This is a genomic window from Bradyrhizobium sp. AZCC 1678 (genome assembly GCF_036924765.1).
Classification (GTDB): domain Bacteria; phylum Pseudomonadota; class Alphaproteobacteria; order Rhizobiales; family Xanthobacteraceae; genus Bradyrhizobium; species Bradyrhizobium algeriense.
Map to the genome: position 1 here is coordinate 3,854,459 of NZ_JAZHSE010000001.1, position 22,937 is coordinate 3,877,395.

The following is a 22,937-nucleotide window of genomic DNA, read 5'->3' on the forward strand; positions in this document are numbered from 1 at the left end:
AAGGTTCGTCGTTCGGCGTGTTGTGTGCCTCCTTAGTGGGCAGGCAGCACCGCATCAGCCTGGCGGTTGTCGTTTCTGACGATGATGATTGCGTCCTTGCGAATGGTAAATCGGGCGCCGAGCAGTTTGGGCACCTTATCGGTGAGGGGCGAGGGGAGGCGATCGTGCCGCCGTCACGGGATCCCCGACGTTAACGGCTGTCGCTCCATAGGACAGGCGGCCGGGCCGCGTCTGATCCGGAATTTTGCTGGTGCACTATGGAACGAGCACTGCAACGTAGAAAATCAGGAGGAATTCCGGAATGTATTTAGCGGCGTTTGGTGCAAGAGGATAAGCCGATGATAGAGGACGCCGCGAAAAAAGGCCGCAACGACAAGTAGGGATCTGGCGCCAACGCCAACAGGGAACCCAGTCGGCCCTACCGACGCGTGCTGGGTATGCCCTGCCGCCATTGACTGAATGTACCGGAAACTGGGTAGAGGCCGGCAAATTGGTAAGGGGGACAGTTCATCGCACGCTGCCTAGTCACTCCGGCTTCATAGCTGAAGCAGTAACGCTCCGGGTCGCAGAATGGGAACTGGCAATAAATGAGTAACTACGATGGTTCATTGAGCCGGGGCAGTGCGGGACTAAAATTCAGGGCCCTCCATGCGAGTAATAGATTCGCATCAGCGGAACGGATAATGACTCATCTCAACAGGCCGCATCGCGATGATGGCGGTGATCGCAAATGGCTCGCCCGGTAATTCTCAACGGTAAAATGAACACTGCCGGTGCCGTCGCACCAGCGTCGCGACACGATTCGGACGAGGCGCCGTTTGCGCGGAAGACCAAGAGACACCTAGTCACGCAGGGACGATCTGCGAACCCGTGGATAGCCGCGGCTGTGCTCGCGATGACATGGGCATCGGAAACCCAGGCGTCCCCTAAACAAGCGCGACACCCGGCTGATGCCCAACACGCGATGGCCGCCCGCAGTTTCGCTTTCGATGGAATGGTAGTCTACGGCGGCTTTGAGGCCTTACCGTCGAGCAGCGACAGAAACGAAAGATCGGTGCAGGTCGCGCAAGCAGCGACCAGCGATGCAGGTCGGCCTCGGGAACGAGAATACCACTGGGCGGAGACACTATCCTGCGAACTCACCATGGCGAGGCGCGATATCGAGTTGCTGCAACGTCTCGAGCTGGAGCACGATCGGGCCGAGTGGCTGGCGCAGGATCTTGCGGCTGCTCGGCGCGAAGTCGAAACCCAGACCGTACTGGCGGCGAAAGCAAGTGAAGAAGCGTCCCGGTTGAAACAGGCAAAGGCGAGTGGCGGGACGGAGTTGGAGACATCTTTGCAGCAGGAGCGCGAGCAGTCCGCGCGGCTGGAGCAGGATCTTGCGGCGGCGCGGCGCGATGTCGAGACCCAGACGGCACTGGCGACAAAAGCAACCGAGGAAGCGTCCCGGCTGAAACAGGCAAGGGGGAGCAGCGAAGCGGAGCTGCAGACGTCTCTGCAGCAGGCGCGCGAGCGGTCCGTGCGGCTGGAGCAGGATCTTGCGGCGGCGCGGCGCGAGGTTGAGAGCCAGACGGCACTGGCGGCGAAAGCAAGCGAGGAAGCGTCCTGGCTGAAACAGGCAAGGGAGAGCAGCGAAGCCGAGCTGAAGAAGTCCCTGCAACAGGCGCGCGAGCGGTCCACGCGGCTGGATCAGGATCTCGCGGCGGCGCTGCGCGACGTCGAGACCCAAACGGCATTGGCGGCGAAAGCAAGCGAGGAAGCTTCCCGGCTGAAACAAGCAAGCGAGAGCAGCGAAGCGGAGCTGCAAGAGCCTCTGCAGCAGGAGCGTGAGCGGTCCGCGCGGCTGGAGCAGGATCTTGCGGCGGCGCGGCGCGACGCCGAAACCCAGACGGCCCTGGCGGCAAAGGTAACCGAGGCAGTTATGCGGGCGAAGGGAGCTGCGGAAGCAGATGCTGCCGAGCTCAGGAAATCGATGCAGAAGGAGCGCGAAAGGGCCGACGCACTTGCGCAAGGCCTCTCGATGACGCGCAGCGCACTCTATGCATATGAGGCCCGCGCCCGCAAACTTGAAGACGAGACGGCCGAACTCAAAGAGGCGGCCGCAAACGGCGCGCCGTCGCTTCGCAAATCCGCACAGGAAGAGCGCGATCGGGCGGCGCGACTGGAGCAGGATCTCATAATCGCACGTCGCGATCTCGATACGCAGGCTGCCTTGGTGGCCAAGGTGAACGAGGAGGTCACGCAAGCGAGGCAGACGGCGGAGCGTGATACCGCCTCGTTGCGCAGCTCACTGCAGCAGGAGCGGGCTCGGGCAGAACAGCTCGAGCGGGATCTCGCGCTTGCAAAGCAGGTTGCGCCCACGGTTGGTTCGAGCGCGCGGGACAAGCCCACGGAAAACGCGAAGTCAGTCGCCGACCGGTCACCAGCGGCTCGCGTTCGGAGTGATGGCCAGCCCAATTTCAAGAACTCCGCAGTGGAGGCAGCGTTGCTTGCGCGCGCGACCGCGCTGCTTGGGCAGGGAGACATAGGCGCGGCGCGGATTGTGCTGGAGCGCGCCGTCGAGATGGGTAGCGTCCAGGCAAGCTTCACGCTCGCAGAAACTTATGATCCCCTGATCCTTGCCAAATGGGGAACTCTTGGAACGCGCGGCGATGCAGTCAGAGCGCAAGACCTCTATGCGAAAGCCGACGCCGCAGGAATCAAGGAGGCGAAAGCGCGGCTTGAGGCGCTGCGCCGGTAGCATCAATTTGAGCGATACGGAAAGTGTCCGATATGATCTTATTAACCGGAGGCGCCGGCTACATTGGTTCCCATGTGTCTGTCGCGTTACTCGATGCCGGCCTCGATGTCGTCGCAGTCGACAATCTCTCCAACAGCAACAACGCCTCTCTCGAAAGGGTGCAATCCATCTGCGGGCGGTCGCTCGCCTTTTGCCACGCCGACATCCGCAATGAAGAGGCGATTTACAAGGTATTACGTGATTGCGAAGTGACGGCGGTTATCCATCTGGCGGGGCTGAAGGCCGTGGGTGAATCCAACGCGGAGCCGATGACCTATTACGAGAACAACGTCCTGGGAACGATGCGGCTTTTGTCAGCCATGAAGAGGGCAAGCGTGAAGACGCTTGTCTTTAGTTCGTCCGCAACTGTCTACGGGATTCCGGCGTACCTGCCGCTCGATGAGAAACATCCCCTCGGACCGACAAATCCATACGGTCGCACGAAGTTCTTTATCGAGGAGATGCTGAGAGATATCTACAGGTCCGACGCCGACTGGCGGGTTGGTATCCTGCGGTACTTCAATCCGGTTGGCGCTCACGAAAGTGGGCTCATCGGAGAAGATCCGGTGGGCATTCCGAACAATCTGTTGCCGCTCGTAGCGCAGGTTGCAGTTGGAAAGCGAGAGAAAGTGCTGATTTGTGGAAACGACTATGACACCCCAGATGGCACCGGCATTCGCGACTTCATTCATGTCGTCGATCTTGCATCCGGTCATCTAAGCGTCTTGAACCACCTGAAACAGTCCGGGGTGCTCACGGTCAACCTTGGAACAGGCAACGGCCACAGCGTTTTGGAAGTGATCCGGACATTTGAGGCGGTGAGCGGGAGGTCCGTTCCGCATCAGATCGGCGAACGCCGGGCGGGCGATGTCGCCGCCTGTTATGCCGACCCGACATTTGCGGAAAAAACGCTGGGTTGGAAATCAGTGCGATCGTTGCCGCAAATGTGCGCGGATCATTGGCGTTGGCAATCGAACAATCCGGACGGCTATCGCGGTACGCAGCTGTTGCAGTACCAGGCGAATAAACTGAAACTCAAGGTCGGGTAGGCCGCCGCTTCGAAATCTCGCTGGCCACTGACCACCACCGCTCGAAAGCATTTCGATTAGCACGCCTCGGTCCGCGCGCTGACGTGAGCGTACGAGTTTGCCGGCGCCTGCTCTGCCTATTTGCCTAGCCGCAGCACTGCGTTAGGCCGTCGGTTGATGTTCTTGCGTATCAGGCTGATACTAGGAACCTCGACGTGACTTGTTTGGTGGTTGATCACTTCCATTCGCTCGGGTCCGTCGATTTGCTTGATGTTTGAGACCATTTCGATCGAATTTGGAAGTTGTTCGCTTGTACTCGAGCCGTCACTTATCGGTCGCACCAGTGAACCGTTGTTCATGCCCCAAATCGCCGCTTGAGTCCGGTTCTGGACCCGGATCTTGCGAAGGATAGCCTTGACGTGGACCTTCACGGTCGCCTCCGCGATATCGATCTTGCGCGCTATGCACTTGTTGGAATCGCCTGCGATCAGGCATTGCATGATTGATTTTTCCCGGGGGGACAGTTGTTGCGTAATGCTGCGCTCCGGCGTGAAGGGGATCGCCCGCGCATTGTCGTTGCGCGGCTCTGCCTTGGCGAAGTGGTCGCTTTCGGAGTGGAGAATGGATGACATGAATGCCGGCGGGAAGATTGTCTCGCCCATCATCACCAGTTCAATGGATTTGATGAATACATCGCACGTCATGACATCTATGAAATAGCCGCTGGCGCCCGCCCGAAATGCCGAAACCATCTCGTCCCGCCGATAGTGATCGGCCACGACTGCGATGCGTGCTTTCGGATGCCGCTCCCGCAAGAGCTCGATTTGTTCAACCGCGGCTTCGAAATCCTCGCCCGCATGGACAATGAGAACCAGCGATGGGTGCGATTGGAGTTTGCCCGGCGACAAATCGTCAGCGCATGACACCGAAGCGAGGGTACGAAAATTTGCCGCGCTTAGAATTCTAGCAATTCCCTCTCTGATTAGAACGCTTTTCCCGACGATGAATGTTGCAAAAGATTGCCGCCTCGGCATTTTACTCTCCCAGCCATTACGCAAATTGACAATATCAACACTTCCGAAGACACCGTAATTTCGAACTTGAATTAGCGCTTTTCCGAGTGATTGAGTCTTTTTCTCCGTCGTCTTGTTTCTTGCAATTTGGCAGCTTCAGTCGGGTAGGATTTTTCTCCTCTCACAACATCGGGTTGGTATATTTTGAGCGCCCAAAACTAATAAGCGTTTGTGAATGTTAGATTCGAATTGCCGCTATCCCTATATACCTTTGGTTATAGTCCCTGCGTACGCGCGGAGGCATGTCGTTCATAGTAGCAATCCGTGTTCGCCACATTCTCTGAGCGAGTTAATAGTACGAAGTCCATCGAGCGTTGCAGAATTTCGATCGAAGCTACCACTTGCCAGAACTTGATCCGCGCGATTGGGGGTGAAAAAGGTCTCTCGCGCTAACCAGTCCCGCAGTTCGCTAACTAATCCCGCAGTTCTACGGGTGCTTTCGTCGTCCAGGAATGTGTAGAATCTTAATGAAGCGCCGGCAAAGGGGGAGCCAACCCCTCTGCCTTCGTCTTTTGCGATGCGGCATTAGCCATGCTGTCCTGATCGATATATTATGTATTGGGGTATCGAGCAGGGGGGTGAACAAAGGCTGGGGGGCGGGGTTTAACATTGGGGACAGGCTGAGGACTGCCCAATGCGTCGTATCACCGTCGTGATTGCGGATCGGCATCCCGTCGTGTTGCAGGGTTTGAGCAATGTGCTTGGGGCCTATTCGGATTTCAACATTGTTGCATCTTGCACCGATGGTGCGGGCTGCATCGAAGCAATTCGGAATCTGGCGCCGGACATAGCTATTCTCGACGGCTCGATGCCTGGCGTGACCGGGCCGGAGATCCTCTCCATCAAAAATGCCGAGAATCCTTCAACGCGGTTCGTCTTTTTCACCGCATCCGAGGTGGAACGTGAGATGGTCACGGTAGCCGCGGCCGACGGTTACAGCTACATCTCAAAGGATGTGGCGCCCGAAATTCTCGTGCAGTCCTTGCGTCAGGTTGCGGGAGGCCGGCGGCTGTTGCCGCTGCCCACAGCCGATCAAGCCGTATGTCGGGAGCAAAGCGTGATTACGGAGAACGCACTGGCTGTGCTGACAGACCGGGAGCGCCAGATCATGCGGTTGGTGTCCGAAGGGCTGTCGAACAAGGAAATTGGCCGACGCCTGAACATTACCGACGGCACCATCAAGGTGCATCTTCATCACATCTTTCAGAAGCTTGAAATCAGCAACCGGACGGTACTCGCGGCCATGGCGATCTCGCAGGATGACGGTGCTGGTATCGTTCCGGAACATGAATCATCGCGCATTCGTCGTGAACGAACGTAGAGCGAAATTGGAATCTCGCAACGCGAATGGGAATTGCCTCGATCACAGGCAGTGTGATCTGCGCTTGTCAGCCAGGATGGGGCACGCCGCGTGGCGCGTTAAAAACGACAGGATCCCGAATCGCTTGATTGCATCGCTGTCAAATCATGAAGAGTCCCGAGCCGGATGCGCGGTTTAAAAATTTGACGCGGCCCGGCTGCATGATTCAATTTTCGCCAGGTCCCTCACGTTCTACCGAGGTTTCCCGGATCAAAGAGAGTCTGGAGACGACCAGCGTGAGCAGCCTGAGCTGAGCGCGCTGCGGTGTCGGCGGTGGGCTGATGTTGAGGTATCGTTCGTTCAGGTCCGATCATCTGCCGCGGAATTGCGGTCGGCGTTTGGCGACGAAGGCGGCGATTCCTTCTTGCGCATCATCCGTGCGGCTGGCCGCGACGATAGAATCTTTTTCGGCAGTGAGTTGATCCGACAGGCAGGTTTCGAATGACTGTCTCAGCATGCGGCGGACGGCGCCGAAGGCGCGCGTCGGACCCGCGGCAAGTGTCGCGGCGCGGTTGAGCAGCAAGAGCTCTTGTGTGCGTCGCATTCCGACCATGCGCGGCGGGAACCAGATATTGCCGCCATCGGCCGTCAGGCCGAGCGCCCCATAACCCAGCGCAAACCGCGTATCGTCGGCTGCCACCACAATGTCGGCGGTGTAAAGCAGTCCCAATCCACCGCCACCGGCACCGCCGCGCACCGCGGCGATCACAGGCGCGTCGATGCTGGTTAGCCGCTCGATCGCCAGATGATAGCTGTGCGGCAGGTTCAACTTGGAAGGACCCGTAGGCTCGACAGATTTTCCCTTAAGCCTAGCCAGAGTTCCATCGACGAATTCTGGAAAACGTCAAATCGCAGAAACGAATGGGCCGATACATCCGCGTTATGGCGAGCAATGCGGGATGGCGCGCCTCGCGCGTTCTCAATCTCTTGGTCGCTTGCGGCGTTGCTTGCGGCTGACATACTCGTTGCACGAAGCCATACTCGTTGCGTGAAATAGATATGTTCTAATTTACAATCTAAGCGTTTGTCGAGTCTGTAAGTATTCTAACGATGCTCCCGGTGTGACCAGAAAACACATCTGGTACTAGCGACGGAGGCGCTGGCACAAGATCGGCGGAGTTGTAAGGGCACTTTGATGCGTCTGTCCGGATATTTGAGGTCGTCGTTTTTCTCCTGTGCGTTGATGAGCGTCGCATGGCCGATCAGTTTCGTAAGCGAGACGCACGCGCAATCCAGCCTCCCACCGGTGACCGTCGATGCCCCTGATGTTCGTCGGCCAGTATCGGTAGCACGCCAGGCCGCAACAACTCGACGCGGCGCTACGGTGCGGCGAGCGCGATCTCCGGCATCTGCTGCAGCAGCCCGGCCCATCGAACAAGGGCCCGGCTCACAGGGCCAGCGTGACGCTGATGGAAGCATCGGTGTTGTCGCAACGCAAAGCAGCGCGGGCACAAAGACGAACACGCCCCTGATTGAGACACCGCAGTCGATATCAGTGATCACGAGAACCCAGCTCGAATCACAGGCGGTAAGAAACGTATCGCAGGCGCTGAACTACACTTCAGGTGTTTTTGGAGAGCCGCGCGGGCAAGTAAACGGATATTTCGAGTTTCCGTACATAAGAGGATTTAGCCCGGCGGGCTTTCTTTACCTTAACGGCCTGCAACTGCTCGGCGCGAGCGCCGGGCTCCAGATTGAGCCCTATGGCCTGCAACGAATCGAGGTGGTCAAAGGACCCTCCTCGATCCTCTATGGCTCCGGTCCGCCGTCGGGCATCGTAAACCTCGTCAGCAAGATGCCAACTGCAAAGCAGTTCGGAGAGATTCAATTGAGTGGTGGCGATTTCGATCGCAAGCAGGTTGCCTTTGACATTGGCGGCCCTGCCGATCCGCAGGGCCAGTTTCTTTATCGGCTAACCGGCCTTGTCCGCGATGCGCAAACGCAAGTCGACTTTACGAGGGATGATCGCTATTTCATCGCGCCGGCCGTGACCTGGCGTCCGAACGAAAACACAAGCTTCACAGTGCTTGCGCAGGCCCAAAAGGCGAACTCGGGCTTCTTCAATTTTCTACCGGCCCAGGGTACATTTTTGCCGAATGTGAATGGCAGGATTTCAACGAGCCTTTACGGCGGTGATCCAAATTTCAACAGGTCAACCATTGAAAGCGCGGCTGTCGGCTACCAGTTCGAGCATCGTTTCAGCGATGTCGTGACGGTGCGTCAGAATTATCGCCACGCGTGGCTGGATGTAAATGCTGACAATATTTTTACCGGCGCATTCCTCCCAAATCAGCAGCGGATCGTGACGCGCACCGCATTTAGCAACAGGGACAGATATGACGCTGACACGCTCGACAATCAGGTGCAGCTGAATTTCAACACGTTTGATCTCAGACACACCGTCCTGGCAGGATACGACTTTCAAAACAGTGTTCAGGACAAAAAAACCGGGAACCGGCCCGCACCATTCTTGGATCTGTTCAACCCGACATATTACGTTCCTGTTACGGCTCCTGCCTTTACGGTAAGTACGACACAGAATTTTCAGCAAAGCGGAATCTATCTTCAGGATCAAATCAAGTTCGGCCGTTTCGTCACGCAGCTTGGCATCAGAAACGACCGCGCCAATACGGATACTCTGGACAACTTCACAAATAAAACAGCCTCCCAGACGGACGAGGCAACGACCAAAAGGGCCGGGCTTCTCTATCTGTTCGACAGCGGCGTAGCGCCTTACGGCAGCTATTCCGAGTCGTTTCAGCCTCAGCCTGGTACTGACTTTTTCGGCGCAGCTTTCAAGCCAACGACCGGAAAACAGTGGGAAGCCGGCGTAAAATATCAACCCACCTTTTTCAATGGGCTTTTCACCGCCGCCGTTTTCGAGATAACAAGACAGAATGTTACGACACCCGATACCGCCCCCGGCCACCAAGGTCGTTCGGTCCAGCTCGGTGAGGTGGTTTCCCGCGGCCTCGAACTTGAAAGCCGCGTCAGCTTGACCAACGAGTTGGATATCCTGGCGGCCTATACGTATCTCGATGCGAAGGTGACGAAAAGTACGAATGCGCTGGGCGACCTCGGCAAGCGTCCCGTAGGAATTCCGACAAATGCGGCTTCACTTTGGGCCGATTACACTTTCCGCAGTGGTGCCTTGAACGGGTTTGGCGTGACTGGAGGCGTTCGTTACACGGGTTCGACGGCAGCCAATGCAGACAATTCGATAGAGGTTCCGTCATACACTTTGTACGATGCTGCAATTCACTATGAACTGGCATACCTTGATCCACGATTGAAGGGGTTCAAGTTGGCCGTGAATGCAACAAACCTGTTTGACCGCGTCTACACCGCATCTTGCCTCTCGGCGACAACTAATCAATGTTTCTACGGCCTGCGACGGACCGTATTGGGCTCGTTGACGTATCGGTGGTAGTATGGTCCACGACAGCGCAGCCCTTTCGGTAAGGATTTGGTGCGGCGTTCACAGGTGGACGAGTCTCATCTGCACGCTTTTCCTTTTGATGCTATGCATCACCGGGCTGCCACTCATCTTCAAGGGAGAGATCGACGATTGGCAGTACGAGAATGCCCAGTCGTCTTCCGCTTCTCATGCGCAACCGCTCTCACTCGATGCGCTTGCTGATATCGCAAGAAAGCGATTTCCCGGTGAGTTTATTCAGTTCCTGTTTTGGCATCCCAATGTTCCGAACGCCGTCAGTTTTGGACTCTCGCCAACACTTCGTGGCACGTCGGCAGCCGGGCTGCACGGTCTCGTAATCGACTCCCTCAATGGCAAGATCATCGAGGAGCCGAAGCCAAGGCGGGGCATCACATTTTATCTCCTGAAGACGCATACCGATATGTTTCTCGGGCTTCCTGGCGGCTTGTTCCTCGGTGCGATGGGGCTAATTCTTCTGGCATCTCTCGTCTCGGGAATCGTGATTTACGGCCCGTTCATGCGCCATCTCGATTTCGGCGAAATCCGTGCCAGACGTCGGCACCGGATTCGCTGGCTCGATCTTCATAATTTGCTGGGCATCATCACGGTGACCTGGCTCTTTGTTGTCGGCCTGGCGGGGGCAATGAACACATTGGCGGCGCCGCTTTTCGATCTATGGCGAGCACGGGAGCTTCCGGTGCTGGTCGGACTTCAGGACGCTGGTGAGCCAGCCAAGACTGAGCCAGCCAAGACATTGACGTCTATCGACGAGGCGGTTGCTGCGGCTCGGCGGGCGAGTCCGGATATGCGGCTCGTTAGCGTCGTCTTTCCCTATTCTCGAATGACCACTCCGCATCACTACATGATTTGGACGAAGGGCACTACCCCGGTGACCGCGCACCTGTTTGCACCTGTGATGATAAACGCTGAGAATGGCGAGTCAGCCGGCGTGTTGAACCTGCCCTGGTACATACGGGTCCTGGAGATGTCGCGTCCTGTCCATTTTGGAAACTATGGCGGCCTTCCCCTCAAGATTTTGTGGGCTTTCCTGGATATCGTAACCATCATCGTGCTTTCGACCGGAGTCTATCTCTGGATTATCAAGTTGCGCGCTTCCCGAAGCGGCATCAAAGCGCGACCATTGGTCGGTGCCTCAACTGTTCTTCAAGAATAATGGCGTAATGCCCAAACCGGGACGCAGCAGGAACCGTACCTTTCTATGGCCCGCCATTGTTGGTGTTGCTACGGCAATTGGACTCATCTCTGCACTGCTTGGCGATGGTGTATGGGACGTATTATCATGGCTAACGCTGGCTCTTCCTGCCGCATTGGCAGCGAAGGGACTTCGGCAAATTCACCGTAAAGGCTTTTGATCCCGCGTCAGGTGAGTCCAACCATGGTCGCTGCAGCGGATGCGCCGAGCAATGAGGCCACGCCTCACTTTTCTTGACTGAATGCTCGGAGAAATTCAACAAGTGGAGGTTACTAGTAGAGCCTCGATCGGTACGCCTCCTCCATCTTGCTCTTTCCAACCAAATTGAGAAGACTTAGCGCGACGCGTGCGAGGCGGGCTTCCTCGGCAGAAACCTCGATGCCGTGCACAGCGGCGGCGTGCGTGATGATTGTGCGGATGAAAGACAAATCGATCGACAAGGTCGCGGCGCCAGCGCTGGCGCGCTTTCTGCCAAACTCAATCAGCCGCTCTCGATTGAGCGCGGGCAGCTTAACACTGCCAAGCTCAGTCTTGAGCGACGCCATTACGGCGGCTTTCGACCGGCGAGGGGGCTTTCCAACTTCGCGCATGTCTTCGTCGTGCAGGTCGATCAGATCGCCAAATGTGCGAACGTTCCGGATTACGCGTGGCTTGGACGATCCGTTGCGGTCGATATTGCGCTCCATCTCGAGCGCCCATTCTTCTCCGTCCTTGCGCCGCCGGAACGTCTCGGCCACATAACGGGTCTTGCGGCGGACCTGGACGCGCCAGTTTCCGGTTGCCACGCGTCTGCACTCCGGCCTTCGTGTGCACTATGTGTGCACCGAGAGGTCAAAACGGGTACAAACGTGTGCAATTTCGTCTAGTTTAGAGTGCACACGGTCGCTGTTCATCCCATTGAGAGAGTAAGATAAACCGTTGAAATATCAAGACTATCGATTTTCCGTTGCACCCATGATGGACTGGACCGACCGGCATTGCCGCGTGTTCCACCGTCTGATGAGCCGCCGCGCACGGCTCTACACGGAGATGCTGACGACCGGCGCCATTATTCGTGGTGACCGCAGGCGGCTGCTTGGCTTCGATCCAAGCGAGCATCCGGTGGCGCTGCAGCTCGGTGGCTCCGATCCGGCCGACCTCGCCACCGCTGCGAAGATCGGCGAGGAATTTGGCTACGATGAAATCAACCTCAATGTCGGCTGTCCGTCCGACCGGGTGAAGGACGGTCGCTTCGGCGCGTGCCTGATGGCGGAGCCGGCGCTGGTGGCGGACGGCGTTGCCGCGATGAAGCGCGCAGTCAAGATTCCGGTCACGGTCAAATGCCGGATCGGCATCGACGACCAGGATCCGGAAGTCGCGCTCGACGTGCTGGCGCGCGGCGTGGTCGCGGCCGGTGCCGACGCGCTGATCGTGCATGCCCGAAAGGCCTGGCTCAACGGATTGTCGCCGAAGGAAAACCGCGACATCCCGCCGCTCGATTACGACAGGGTCTACCGGCTCAAGGCGGCGCTGCCGAATGTGCCCGTCATCATCAATGGCGGGATCGGCAGCGTTGCAGAGGCTGCGCGGCACCTCGATCATGTCGACGGTGTGATGCTGGGGCGGGCGGCCTATCAGGAGCCGTGGCGTTTGCTCGAGGTCGATCCAAAATTGTTCGGCGAGGCGGCGCCATACGCCAGCATGAAGGACGTCTTCGAAGCGATGTTTCCCTATATCGAAGACCAGTTGGGGCAGGGAGCAAAGCTGCATTCGATGACGCGGCATTTCGTCGGCGCGTTTCACGGCGTGCCCGGCGCCCGCGCCTTCCGCCGCCAACTGGCGGAGAAGGGCGTCAAGCCGGGCGCCGGCGTCGGCGTGCTGCGCGATGCGATCGCGCTGGTCGAGGATCGCGCAGCGGCGTTGGCAGCGGCCTAATCTGTCAGGCCGCCTTGGCGGCGTGCGAACAAAAGCCAAAGGCCGCGAGCGAAGCAGCCTGCTCCTTCAATCGGCTTGTGCCTTCGTCGCTTCAAATTTCGCTCGCGCCACCTCAATAGCCGGCCGGTTTCGCTTCGCCCAGGCATGTCTATGTCCTGAACTAGCCGATCGCATTTTCCGGAGCGTCTCCGCGCCAGGCCCGCGCGATCAGTTCGCGGATTGCTTCTCGCTCGATCGGGCGTGGATTCCAGTAGGGGTTCTTCACGGCGAGGTCGGCGGCCTGGTCGATGCCGCTCTCGGGCATGCCGATCTCGCGCAGCGATGCCGGCGCAGCAAGCTTTCGCGCCAGATCGTGGAGGCCGAGCGCGGCGTCGCTCACGCCGAGCGCGGCAGCGATGCGTGTCATCGCGTCAGGTGCAGCAGGCGCATTGTAGGCGAGGGCATGCGGGAGAATGACGGTGTGGGTTTCCGCATGCGGCAGATTGAACGAGCCGCCCAGCGTATGGCAGAGCTTGTGATGCAGGGCCATGCCGACGGCGCCGAGGCAGATGCCAGAGAGCCAGGCGCCATAGAGCGCGTCGGTGCGCGCGGTCTTGTCGTTTGGCTGGGCGCAGATTTTCGGCAGCGCATGCGTCAGCGTGCGGATAGCCTCCTGCGCCATCAGCGATATCACGGGATTGCGGTCGCGCGCGTAGAGCGCCTCGACGGCGTGCGCGATGGCGTTGATGCCCGACGTCGCCGATAGCTTCGGCGGCATCGTCATGGTGAGGTCGACATCATAGATCACGACCTCGGGAAGAATTTTCGGGCTCGACTGCGTGGTCTTGATCCCGCCGCTGGTCTGGCCGACGACCGGCGTCATCTCCGAGCCGGCGTAGCTGGTCGGCAGCACGATCTGCGGCAGGTCGGTTCGCAAGGCGATCGCCTTGCCGAGGCCGGTGGTCGAACCGCCGCCGATCGCCACGAGACAATCGGCCTGCACCTCGCGCACGGTCTCCATCGCCCGTTCCGTCACCTCGACGGGCGTATGCATGACGGCTCCGGTAAAGACGCCGGCGAAGCGCACCCCGATCATCTTTCGGATGCCGGCGATCAGATCTTTCTGGCGCGGCGTCGCCAGCACGAGCGCGCGCGTGACGCCGAGGCGGGACAATTCGTCGGGCAATTGACGCAGCGTGCCGGTGCCGAATACCACCCGCATCGGCGCGCTCTGGTAGACGAAGTCTTGCATGGCTGCTCCTTTGCGGAAGAGGCCGGCCCCGGATCGCTTCCGGAGCCGGACTTTCCGCATTGACGCTCCGCCTCAAGAAGCGGGCTGTGCAACCTTGCGCAAGCCGGCCGTCTCTTCAAGGCTATCAGCAGGTGCGCTCGCCGGCCGCCGCGCCAACAGGATGATGCCTCCGGCCGCGATCGCCGAAATGCCGATCGACAGGAACATCGGTGTCGGGCTCTGGTAATACTGCTGCAGCGCGCCGGCGACGAACGGTCCGAGAATGGCGCCGACGCGCGCGACCCCGAGTTCCATTCCAACCGCGGTGGCGCGCACGCCGGTCTCGTAGGAGGCCGCGGTAAAGTTGTTCAGCACGAACTGCGCGCCGATGATGAAGAAACCGGCGGCCGCTACCGACGTGATGTTGACGATGTGTTCATTCAACACCACGAGCGACAGCACGGCGAGTCCGCCGACTGCCCACCAGGTTGCGATCAGCCCGCGGCTGCTGCCGGACTTGTCGACCAGATGCCCAAGCACGAGAGCGCCGACGAACGACATAATCTGCATCAGCGCGCCGAAGCCGAAGCTGGCCGCAAAGGTTTCGCCACGCTGCATCATCACGGTCGGAATCCATCCTGACAGGCCGAAGATGCAGAACAGGCTGAGGAACGCTGACGCCCAGATCGCGAACGTGGTCCGGCGATATTTGGCGTGAAGCAGCACCGCCACCGAATTGACCGGCTTCTCGGACTCCCCGACGGCAATTTCGGCCGACTGATAGACGCTTGCGCGCTCGGGTCGAAGCTTGCTGAGCATGTCGCGGATTTCACCGGTGCGGCCTTGGAGGGCAAGGAATTTCGGTGACTCCGGCAACGTGTAGTGCATGAAGGGAAGCAGCAGGAACGACAGCGAGCCGATCCAGTACAACGACGTCCAGCCGAACATTGGCGTCGCGAACACGCCAGCGACACCGGCGAGCGTTCCGCCGAGCGCCCAGCCGAGCGCGACTCCCCACAGTGCAAAGGTGTTAGCTACCCGCCGCGGCGCCAGCTCATTGATGTAAGTCGTCGCCAAAGGCAGCAATACGCCGAGCCCGATGCCGGTCAGAAGCCGCAGGATGCAGAACGACAGGAAAGAGTCCGCGGACGTCGCGGTCAGCAGCGTGAAGATGCTGGTGATCCACAGGCCCCCGAGCAGGGTGCCGCGGCGGCCGAGGCGGTCGGCGATGATGCCGTGGATCGCAGCCCCGAGCAGGAATCCAACGAGGCCGCTAGAGATCAGCAGTCCCGCCTGGCCGGCCTGCAGGCCCCATGGCTTTGCGACGTAATGGATGACGTAGGCCGGATTGAACGTGTCATATCCGTCGAACAGCGTGAGCAATCCCATGATGGCGCCGAGGCGCCAGTGAAATTTGCCGACATTTGCCTCGGCTAGTTCCTCGTGAAGATCGATTGCTTTCGCAGTCATCGCCGTATCCCTCCCAGATGGTGATGATGTCGTGTGAGACCGCTTATTCCGCGGCTTGATGGATGCTTTGCCCGGCGACGGTGGTTTCGCCGAGATCGAGCTTGAACAGGTCGATGGCGTTGCGTCGGCCGATCTTCAGGCGATCGTTCTCACTGATGCTGGCGCTGTTGAACCAGTCGGAAGCGTGATCGACGTTTTCGAACGGCCAGTCGACCGAGAACAGGATGCGGTCCGCCCCGATCTCGAGAATGGAATCGATCAGGGTTTGGGTACGGAAATTCCCTGAAGTGGTCAGGAAGAAGTTGGCGTTGAAGTAATCGCAGATCTTCTTCTTCGCCTTGTGCTTCGGCGGCGCCTTGACCCAGCCGTTGCGGTGATCGACGCGCCACATGCTGTAGGGCAGGCCTTCGCCCATGTGGCCGAGGATGATCTTGAGTTTCGGATGGGCATCGAACAGGCCCGATCCCATCAGGCGCAGCGCGTGAACGGCAGTCTCTTGTCCGAACGCCCAGGTCGGGCCCATCAGCCACGGATGTCCTTCATAGATCGCGCAGTCGTCCGGCAGCGGATTGCGCGGGTGCAGGTAGAAGGGCAGGCCGGTCTGCTCGACCGCCGCCCAGAACGGCCAGTATTGCGGCAGGTCATAGTAGACCGGCCGCTTGCCGTCGCCGATCTGCGAAAAGCCGTTGACCAGCGCGCCGCGGAAACCGAGCGTGTTGATGCAGCGCTGGAGCTCCTTGATCGCAAGATCCGGATCCTGCATCGGCAGCGCGGCAAATGCCTGAAATCGCGACGGGCGTTTTGCCACTTGCTCGGCAAGGAAATCATTGGCCCGGGTTGCAATCTCGTTGGCGCTGATGACGTCGGGAATCGCCTGCACCGCGGGCGCGTTCAGCGACAGGATCATCATCTCGACGCCGTGGCGGTCCATCTGCGCCAGCCGCTTGTCCTGGATATCCAGCAGGCGATCCTTCAGCTCCGGCCAATAGGAGTCCGGGACGAAGCCCGCCGAATCCATCAGCGTGTCCGGAATGGCGAAATGCTCCTCAAGTGCGATCTTGCCCTGCATGTTGTCCTCGCTGATGTCTGATGTTGGTTAGTATTGGCCCTTAATATTGACCTTGCGGGGTCAGCCCGAGCGCGAACTGGCCGTACATGGTGCCGACGGCATCCCAGTTCATGCTGATGTGGCGACCGACGGCATTGGCGTCGCGCCAGGCGCGCTGCACCGGGTTGGAGAGATCGAGGCCGAGCCCGCCGGTGGAGGCGTTCAACGCTTCGGTGGCGCGAATGGCTAGTGCGACCGAAAAGGCCTGGCCGCGGCGGCTGACGATGCGATCCTCTATCGAGATCGGCTTGCCGTCGCGGACCGTCGCCGCACGATCCCGGAGATCGCGCAGCAGCACTTCGCGCGCCGCATCGACCGAGGCGGTCGCTTCCGCAACGCGCAACTGGATGGTCGGAAAATCCGCCATGCGGTTGTTGTGGCCGGCCACCGCGCCGCGGGTGATCCGTCGCGATGTCACGGCAAGATAATCCTCCAGCGCGCCGACCGCCGCGCCGACCGCGGCCGAGGCCAGGCAGGAGGGAATGTTCGACAGCATCGGGATCGAGAAGGTGGGGTTATTGGCATAGAGCGCGGCGCCCGGCGTCTTTCCGGACGTGGTGTCGGCGAACGACAGCAGGCGGTGCGCGGGCACGAACACGTCATTCAGTACCAGCGTCTTGCTGCCGGTACCGCTGAGGCCGACGACATTCCAGGTATCGTCGATGACGTAGTCGGCCGCCGGAACCAGCAGGAAGGCCGGCGCAAGCTGGCCGCTCTCGGTCTTCGAGGGCAACAACGCCGCGCACAGCGACCATTGGGCGTTATCGCAGCCGCTGGCAAACGACCAGCGCCCGGTGAGGCGATAGCCGCCGTCGACCTCGATTGCTTTGGCGGCCGGCGCGTAGGAGCCGCAGGCCACCGCGTCGGGATTGCTGGCCCAGACGTCGCACTGCGCGCTTTCCGGAAATCCTGCGATCAGCCATTGATGGGCCGCGAACAGGCCGCCGACCCATGCCGTCGAGGCGCAGCTTTTGGCAAGCTCGATGTTCAATTCGACCAGCACGTCGAAATCATGCTCGTAGCCGCCGAACATCGCCGGCTTGACGATGTCGAAATAGCCGATGTTGCGCAGCGCGATGATGTTCTCTTCGGGAACGCGGCCGGCCTTTTCCGTGGTGTGGGCGCGCGCCTTGATCTGCGGCGCGATCTGCGCCAAGCGGCTGCGCAGCTCGGCAATATCAGGACGAAGCGACGGTGACGCCGGCACGTCCTTCAACTGGGTGACTGATACCATTGGTTTGCTCCGTGTCTTCGATGGGTTGAAAGGCGGTCAGGCGGCTCGCGCGGTTCACGCGGCCTGGCTGTCGTGCGGCACCGAGAAACAGTAGGTCGCATCCTGGTAGATCAGCGGCTCGATCGGATCGCGCACGTTCACGACCTCGGCTTCGCCGATGAAGATCGTGTGCGTGCCGTAGGGCACGGCGGCCGCCTTTTTACAGAAGATGTTGATCTGCGCGTCGGCGAGGTAGGTGACGCCATCGGCCGAGGTCTTCCAGTCGCCGAGCCCGAACCGCTCCTCGGCCGGGAGCGCGCCGCTGAAGGCGGATGAAAGCGGGACTTGATCGCGGCGCAGCACGTTGACGCAAAACCGGCGTGCCAGCAGCATGATGTCATGCAGCAGCGTTGCCTGGTTGATGCAAACGATCAGGGAAGGGGGATCGAGCGACAGCGACGTCACCGCGGTCGCCGTCATCCCGTGCCGGCGATCCTGGTCGGCCGAGGTGATAACCGACACCGCCGCAGGAAATCGCCGCAACGCGCGCTTGAATGTTTCACGCAATTCGTCGGATGCCGAATCCAGCGACATGGTTTCCTCCACTGAGATCCGCTCTTGTTCGGCGGCTTAACTTTCTCAAACAATAATTGCATTTGCAAATATCGGTCAAGGGAAATTTTCAAATGCAACAATTGCCTTGAAAAACGATTCACGTCCGGTTATTGGAAGATCGCAAAAGTTGCACCAAGGCAGGACACAAGACTTTGTACAGGCTGACAAATTCCTTCCCCTACCTTCTCAACCGCGTCGGCGTGCAGATGGGTGAGCTGTTTTCCAGGCGCATTGCCGGCTACGGCGTGACGCTGCCGATGTACCGCGTGATGGCCGCGCTTTGGGAAACCGGCGACCAGCGGCTCGGCGATCTCGCTGCGATGACGACGATCGAGATATCGACGTTGTCGCGGCTGGTCGGTGAGATGAAACGGCGTGGCCTCGTCACGCGCGCGCGGCTGAAGGACAACGGCCGCACCGTTGCGATCAACCTCACGCCGAAGGGGCGGACGCTGGTCGAAGAGCTGATCCCGATCGCGATCCACTTCGAGGAGGTTGCGGTCCGCGATTTCCCGTCGAAGAACATTTCGGACCTGAAGACAATTCTGGCAGAGATCTACGAGAGCCTGAAATCGCTCGAACCTGAGATCGAGGAAGCCAACAAGGCGCGCAAGGCGGCAAAGTCGAAAGGCTGACTTCCAGCAACAACCAGTGAGATGCGAGACCTGGGATCGCGTCGCAATGGCGACGTTAGCTGCGCATCGTGGCCCGGAAGCCCACGAAGCTCAACGCAGCCGCCACGGCGACGGCAATCCAGCTCGCCCAGAACGGCACAGCGACGCCATTCAAGGTGACGGACCAACCCATCACAATCCGGATCAACTGCAGCAACGCGATCAGTGCAAAGATAGCGGCGGCAAACGTGCAAAAGGTTCTCATCGTCATGGCCCATCTCCGATGGCACACGAGGACGTGCTCGTCCCCACAGCCAAAATGGGGATAGAGCGGAGCGGCGGCGACTCCCGCTAAGCAGGGGAGGAGCTTAGCAGAGCCATTCTCGATGTGTCGCACAATCGCCGTTTCGCAACGCCACAAGTCGGGATCACTTGTGGCTGGCGACAGTGGTCTCTCGAAGTATTGCGCTGGCAGCCTGCAGATCTGGTGTCTCAAAGCCCTCAGTGAACTGGCGATGGAGCGGGGCGAGCAGGTCGTGAGCCTCGCCGCGTCGACCCTGTTGTGTCCAAAGTCGTGCAAGGCTTGTCGCCGCGCGCAACTCCCACAGCTTGGCGCCTTGCTGGCGCGCGGCCGCAGCCGCATGCCCGAACCGTGCTTCCATGGCGGTCGGATCGGCCTTCGGAAGCCGCAGCATCAGCTCGCCCATCATCCGATGGAGTTCGGCCTCGAACCACCGCTCGCCGGTTTCTTCCGCTCGGTCCAGCGCTTCGCCAACAAGATCCAAGCCCTCGTTCACTGCGCCGGACCGGCCGTGGAGCTCAGCAAGCAGGCTTCGGAAATAGGGGACCAGGAAGCCCGCTCCGGTGGCCTGCCACATCGCAAGTCCCTCTCGGATCTGCGCGATACCAGCCCCAAAATCCCCAGCCTCGCCCAGCGTCCAGCCGCGAACGACGATGCCGGCTCCGAGGAAGTGTGGGGAGTCCTGCTCGGCTGCAAGCGCGATCAGCGCATTCGCCCGATCTCGGGCCTCGTCGTGGTCCTGGCGGAGCTGCGACAGGATGCAGCCGTAAAGCAGGGCATAGCCGAGGGTGTTGCGGTGGGACAACGCCTTCGCGTCTGTCAGTGCCTCTTCGCTCCTCGCCTGGGCCTGTTCGGGATAGCCGAGGGCGAACAGTCCCCAGGACAGAACGGACAGTCCCGCCACGCTTGGATCCTGCGCGAACAGGAAGGCAAGCGACCGATGGGCGGCCGGATCGTAGAGAGCGAGCGTCCGCTCCAGATGGCCGCGAGCAGCCACTAACTCGCCGCGAAGCAACTCAGCGGTTCCGACGATGCGGTTGCCGATGGTTTCGGCGGCGGCATCGTTCTGTTCCTGGGCCCGGCGGAGTAAATCCTCGCCTGCAGTTCGACCGGCCTCGAGCTCCGCCCTCACGACGTGAAAAACCCACTCCCCGTAGAGAACAGGGAAGAGCCGCGACGTATCGCCGAGGCGCTCGCACAAGTCTCGGGCCCGTGCGTTGGCCCGCCCGACCTCCGGTGCGGCCCAGCCCTTCGCAGCCATCAGGGCGACACCGAGTGCGACTTGCAGTTCGAGCTCCCGCCGCGATCGTGTGGCGTCGTCGGGGAGAGCAGCGATCAGCTCGAGCCCTTTGCTCAGTTGCGTGATCGCCTCTGCGGTGGCCGAGCGCGCGATCTCTGTTTGTCCCGCCCTCAGCCAATAGTCGATCGCCGGTTCGACCAGCCCCGCCTCCATGTAATGGTGGGCCAGAAGCTCGGGCTGCGCCTGCACGGTCTCCGGAAAATGCTGCTCGATCGCGGCGGCGATCCGGGCGTGCAAGCGTTGCCGCTTGGCGCGCACCAGGGTCGCATAGGCGGCGTCCTGCACGAGCGCATGCTTGAAGCTGTAGGTCGCCTGAGGCGGCGTCCCGCGGCGGAACACCAGGCCCGAGCCGACGAGGTCGTCCAACGCCGCCTGCAGGTCGCTCTCCGGCAGCGCCGCGGTCATCGCCAGCAGTTCGTGCGAGAATTCCCGGCCAATCGCGGCCGCCACCTGGGCGACCTCCCGGGCCGGGGCCAGCCGATCGAGCCGCGCCAGCAGCGACTCCTGCAGCGTGGTGGGGATCGCCATCGGCGGCAGCGGCCCCGCGAGCGCGTAGTGGTCGCCCTCATCGCGGAGCAGATTGGCCTCCAGCACGGTGCGCGTCAGCTCCTCGACGAACAGGGGCACGCCGTCCGTCTTGGCGACGATCTGGTCGAGCACCGGAGGTGGCAGTGCTTTGCCGCCGCTCAGCCGCGTGACCATGGCCGCACCCTGCCGGCGGCTCAACCGGCTGAGGGTTAGCGCGGCGACATGGGCATGGCGCGTCCAGGGCGGCTCGAACTCGGGCCGGAAGGTGATGAGAACGAGCACGGGGGCGCCTTGCACCCGGTCGACCAGGAGATCGAGCAGCTCGAGCGAGGTCGGGTCGGCCCAGTGCACGTCCTCGTACAGGGCGAGGACGGGCCGGCGCGTCGCGAGGCCCAGCACCTGATTGACCAGTTCCTCGAGCGTCCGCTCCTTCTGCCGATGCGGGCTCATGTCGAGCGGCCCGTAGCGCGCAGCCGTCTCGAGCGACAGCAATGCCGCGAGCAGCGGGGCCACCGCAGTGACATCATCGCTCGAGAGCGCAAGCAGCGCCTCGAGCTTGTCGAGCCTCGTTGCGGCAGGATCGTCCGCGGCGAAGCCCGCCGCCCGCTCCAAAAGCCCGATCACCGGATAAAGCGGGCTGGTCTGATGGTGCGGTGAGCAGTAGTGGCTCAGGGCGGTATGCGGCTCATCCTCAAGTCGCCCGCGCAGCGCCCGCACGAGGCGCGACTTGCCGATGCCAGGCTCGCCCGCCAGCAGCACCACCTGGCCCTCACCCTCCTTGGCTCGCTCCCAGTGCTCGAGCAGCAGGCCGATCTCATTCTCGCGACCGACCAGCGGCGTCAGGCCGGCGCCGTGCAACGCCTCGAACCGGCTCTCGGCGCTGCCCTCCCCAACCACGCGCCACGGCCGCACCGGAACGGGAAATCCCTTCAAGATCTGCATGCCGAGCTCGGCGAGCTCGAACAGCCCGCCAATGAGCTCCCGGGTGCGGGCGGAGATCACCACCGTGCCCGGCTCGGCCAAGGTTTGCAGCCGCGCCGCGAGGTTCGGCGTGTCGCCGACCACCGTCTGCTCGCGCGCGGCACCTTCGCCGATCAATTCGCCGACAACCACCGGGCCGGTCGCGATGCCGACACGGGCCGCCAGCGCCTCGCCATGCGCCGACCCCAGGCGGCGCACCGCCGCGGCCGCGGCGAGCCCGGCCCGCACCGCGCGCTCGGCCTCATTCTCGTGGGCGCGGGGATAGCCGAAATAGGCCAGCACACCATCTCCCATGTACTTCGCCACGTGCCCTTCGAATCGCGCGATCGCGCCCGCCACTGCGCTCTGGTAGCTCCGCAGGACTTCGGCCATTTCCTCCGGATCGAGCCGCGCCGCGAGCGCGGTCGAGTCGACCAGATCCACAAACATCACGGTGAGCTGGCGACGCTCCGCCTCGGGAGTCTTTCCGGAGACAGTGTCGCGTGCGGCTGCGGCAGGGGTGGTCGCCGAAATTGAGCTGGCGCGCAGGGCGGCAATGGCGGCGAGCAGTTTGCGGCGATGGCCGATCGAGGCGACGCCGAGCCCGATCAGATCCTCAGCCGTAAGGTCCATGAGGACCTCGGCGTCGATGTCGTTCTCCCGGAACGCCTGTTCGTACTGTCCCAGCCCCAGACCACACAGCCAAGCCGCGACGTCCATGGGCGCCTCCCGGCTCACTCAGAGCACCAGGTGCTTAAGCCTACTGCAGAATGGCCGGGACCGCACCGGGAAACACCACGAGCTGATTGCAAGGG

At 60.9% G+C, this 22,937-nt stretch carries 17 protein-coding genes; 7 read left to right on the plus strand and 10 right to left on the minus strand.

The genetic code is table 11. The annotated features are described in order from the left end of the window. Positions 1 to 730 precede the first annotated feature (730 nt). A complete protein-coding gene (locus V1294_RS18155) occupies positions 731 to 2,740 on the plus strand; it encodes a hypothetical protein (RefSeq protein ID WP_334499043.1) in 2,010 nt (669 codons plus the stop codon). Positions 2,741 to 2,772: 32 nt separating this feature from the next. Next, the gene (gene galE / locus V1294_RS18160; protein WP_334504708.1) at positions 2,773 to 3,828 is read left to right on the plus strand and encodes a UDP-glucose 4-epimerase GalE; all 1,056 of its coding nucleotides are present in this window, start codon (positions 2,773 to 2,775) and stop codon (positions 3,826 to 3,828) included. Positions 3,829 to 3,944: 116 nt separating this feature from the next. On the opposite strand, the gene V1294_RS18165 is transcribed toward galE, so the two are convergent. After that, positions 3,945 to 4,841, minus strand: a complete 897-nt coding sequence (locus V1294_RS18165; RefSeq protein ID WP_334481634.1) for a response regulator transcription factor — start codon at positions 4,839 to 4,841, stop codon at positions 3,945 to 3,947. Positions 4,842 to 5,514: 673 nt separating this feature from the next. Between V1294_RS18165 and V1294_RS18170 the strand changes: the two genes are divergently transcribed. After that, on the plus strand, positions 5,515 to 6,201 hold the full coding sequence (locus V1294_RS18170; protein WP_334499045.1) for a response regulator transcription factor: 687 nt from the start codon (positions 5,515 to 5,517) through the stop codon (positions 6,199 to 6,201). A gap of 349 nt (positions 6,202 to 6,550) precedes the next feature. Here V1294_RS18170 and V1294_RS18175 read toward each other — a convergent pair whose 3' ends face one another. Continuing rightward, positions 6,551 to 7,009 carry an enoyl-CoA hydratase-related protein gene (locus tag V1294_RS18175; protein WP_334499048.1) on the minus strand — a complete coding sequence of 153 codons (459 nt, stop codon included), beginning with the start codon at positions 7,007 to 7,009 and terminating at the stop codon, positions 6,551 to 6,553. Between the two features lie 366 nt (positions 7,010 to 7,375). Between V1294_RS18175 and V1294_RS18180 the strand changes: the two genes are divergently transcribed. Together V1294_RS18180 and V1294_RS18185 are read left to right on the plus strand one after the other, a co-directional pair. Continuing rightward, positions 7,376 to 9,670, plus strand: coding sequence for a TonB-dependent siderophore receptor (locus V1294_RS18180; protein WP_334499050.1), 2,295 nt, complete (start codon positions 7,376 to 7,378; stop codon positions 9,668 to 9,670). A 1-nt stretch (position 9,671) separates the two neighbouring features. Then, on the plus strand, positions 9,672 to 10,850 hold the full coding sequence (locus V1294_RS18185; RefSeq protein ID WP_334499052.1) for a PepSY-associated TM helix domain-containing protein: 1,179 nt from the start codon (positions 9,672 to 9,674) through the stop codon (positions 10,848 to 10,850). Between the two features lie 311 nt (positions 10,851 to 11,161). On the opposite strand, the gene V1294_RS18190 is transcribed toward V1294_RS18185, so the two are convergent. Beyond that, the gene (locus tag V1294_RS18190; protein ID WP_334499054.1) at positions 11,162 to 11,674 is read right to left on the minus strand and encodes a hypothetical protein; all 513 of its coding nucleotides are present in this window, start codon (positions 11,672 to 11,674) and stop codon (positions 11,162 to 11,164) included. Between the two features lie 133 nt (positions 11,675 to 11,807). On the opposite strand from V1294_RS18190, the gene dusA reads away from it, so the two are divergent. After that, positions 11,808 to 12,803, plus strand: a complete 996-nt coding sequence (dusA, locus tag V1294_RS18195) for a tRNA dihydrouridine(20/20a) synthase DusA (RefSeq protein WP_334499056.1) — start codon at positions 11,808 to 11,810, stop codon at positions 12,801 to 12,803. Positions 12,804 to 12,963: 160 nt separating this feature from the next. Here dusA and V1294_RS18200 read toward each other — a convergent pair whose 3' ends face one another. From V1294_RS18200 to V1294_RS18220, 5 genes are all read right to left on the minus strand, one after another. After that, positions 12,964 to 14,034: a maleylacetate reductase gene (locus V1294_RS18200; protein WP_334499058.1), complete on the minus strand. Its 1,071-nt coding sequence runs from the start codon at positions 14,032 to 14,034 to the stop codon at positions 12,964 to 12,966. A gap of 72 nt (positions 14,035 to 14,106) precedes the next feature. Further along, complete coding sequence (locus V1294_RS18205) at positions 14,107 to 15,483, minus strand: MFS transporter (protein ID WP_334499059.1); 1,377 nt, start codon at positions 15,481 to 15,483, stop codon at positions 14,107 to 14,109. Positions 15,484 to 15,526: 43 nt separating this feature from the next. After that, the gene (locus V1294_RS18210; protein ID WP_334499060.1) at positions 15,527 to 16,552 is read right to left on the minus strand and encodes an amidohydrolase family protein; all 1,026 of its coding nucleotides are present in this window, start codon (positions 16,550 to 16,552) and stop codon (positions 15,527 to 15,529) included. A 40-nt stretch (positions 16,553 to 16,592) separates the two neighbouring features. Beyond that, a complete protein-coding gene (locus tag V1294_RS18215) occupies positions 16,593 to 17,825 on the minus strand; it encodes a flavin-dependent monooxygenase (protein ID WP_334499062.1) in 1,233 nt (410 codons plus the stop codon). A gap of 54 nt (positions 17,826 to 17,879) precedes the next feature. Then, a complete protein-coding gene (locus tag V1294_RS18220; protein WP_334499064.1) occupies positions 17,880 to 18,398 on the minus strand; it encodes a flavin reductase family protein in 519 nt (172 codons plus the stop codon). A gap of 173 nt (positions 18,399 to 18,571) precedes the next feature. Here V1294_RS18220 and V1294_RS18225 point away from each other — a divergent pair, with 173 nt between their 5' ends. After that, positions 18,572 to 19,054, plus strand: a complete 483-nt coding sequence (locus V1294_RS18225; RefSeq protein WP_334435320.1) for a MarR family winged helix-turn-helix transcriptional regulator — start codon at positions 18,572 to 18,574, stop codon at positions 19,052 to 19,054. A gap of 55 nt (positions 19,055 to 19,109) precedes the next feature. On the opposite strand, the gene V1294_RS18230 is transcribed toward V1294_RS18225, so the two are convergent. Beyond that, a complete protein-coding gene (locus V1294_RS18230; protein ID WP_334481612.1) occupies positions 19,110 to 19,304 on the minus strand; it encodes a hypothetical protein in 195 nt (64 codons plus the stop codon). A gap of 157 nt (positions 19,305 to 19,461) precedes the next feature. Then, positions 19,462 to 22,842, minus strand: a complete 3,381-nt coding sequence (locus V1294_RS18235; RefSeq protein ID WP_334499066.1) for an adenylate/guanylate cyclase domain-containing protein — start codon at positions 22,840 to 22,842, stop codon at positions 19,462 to 19,464. Positions 22,843 to 22,937: the final 95 nt, after the last annotated feature.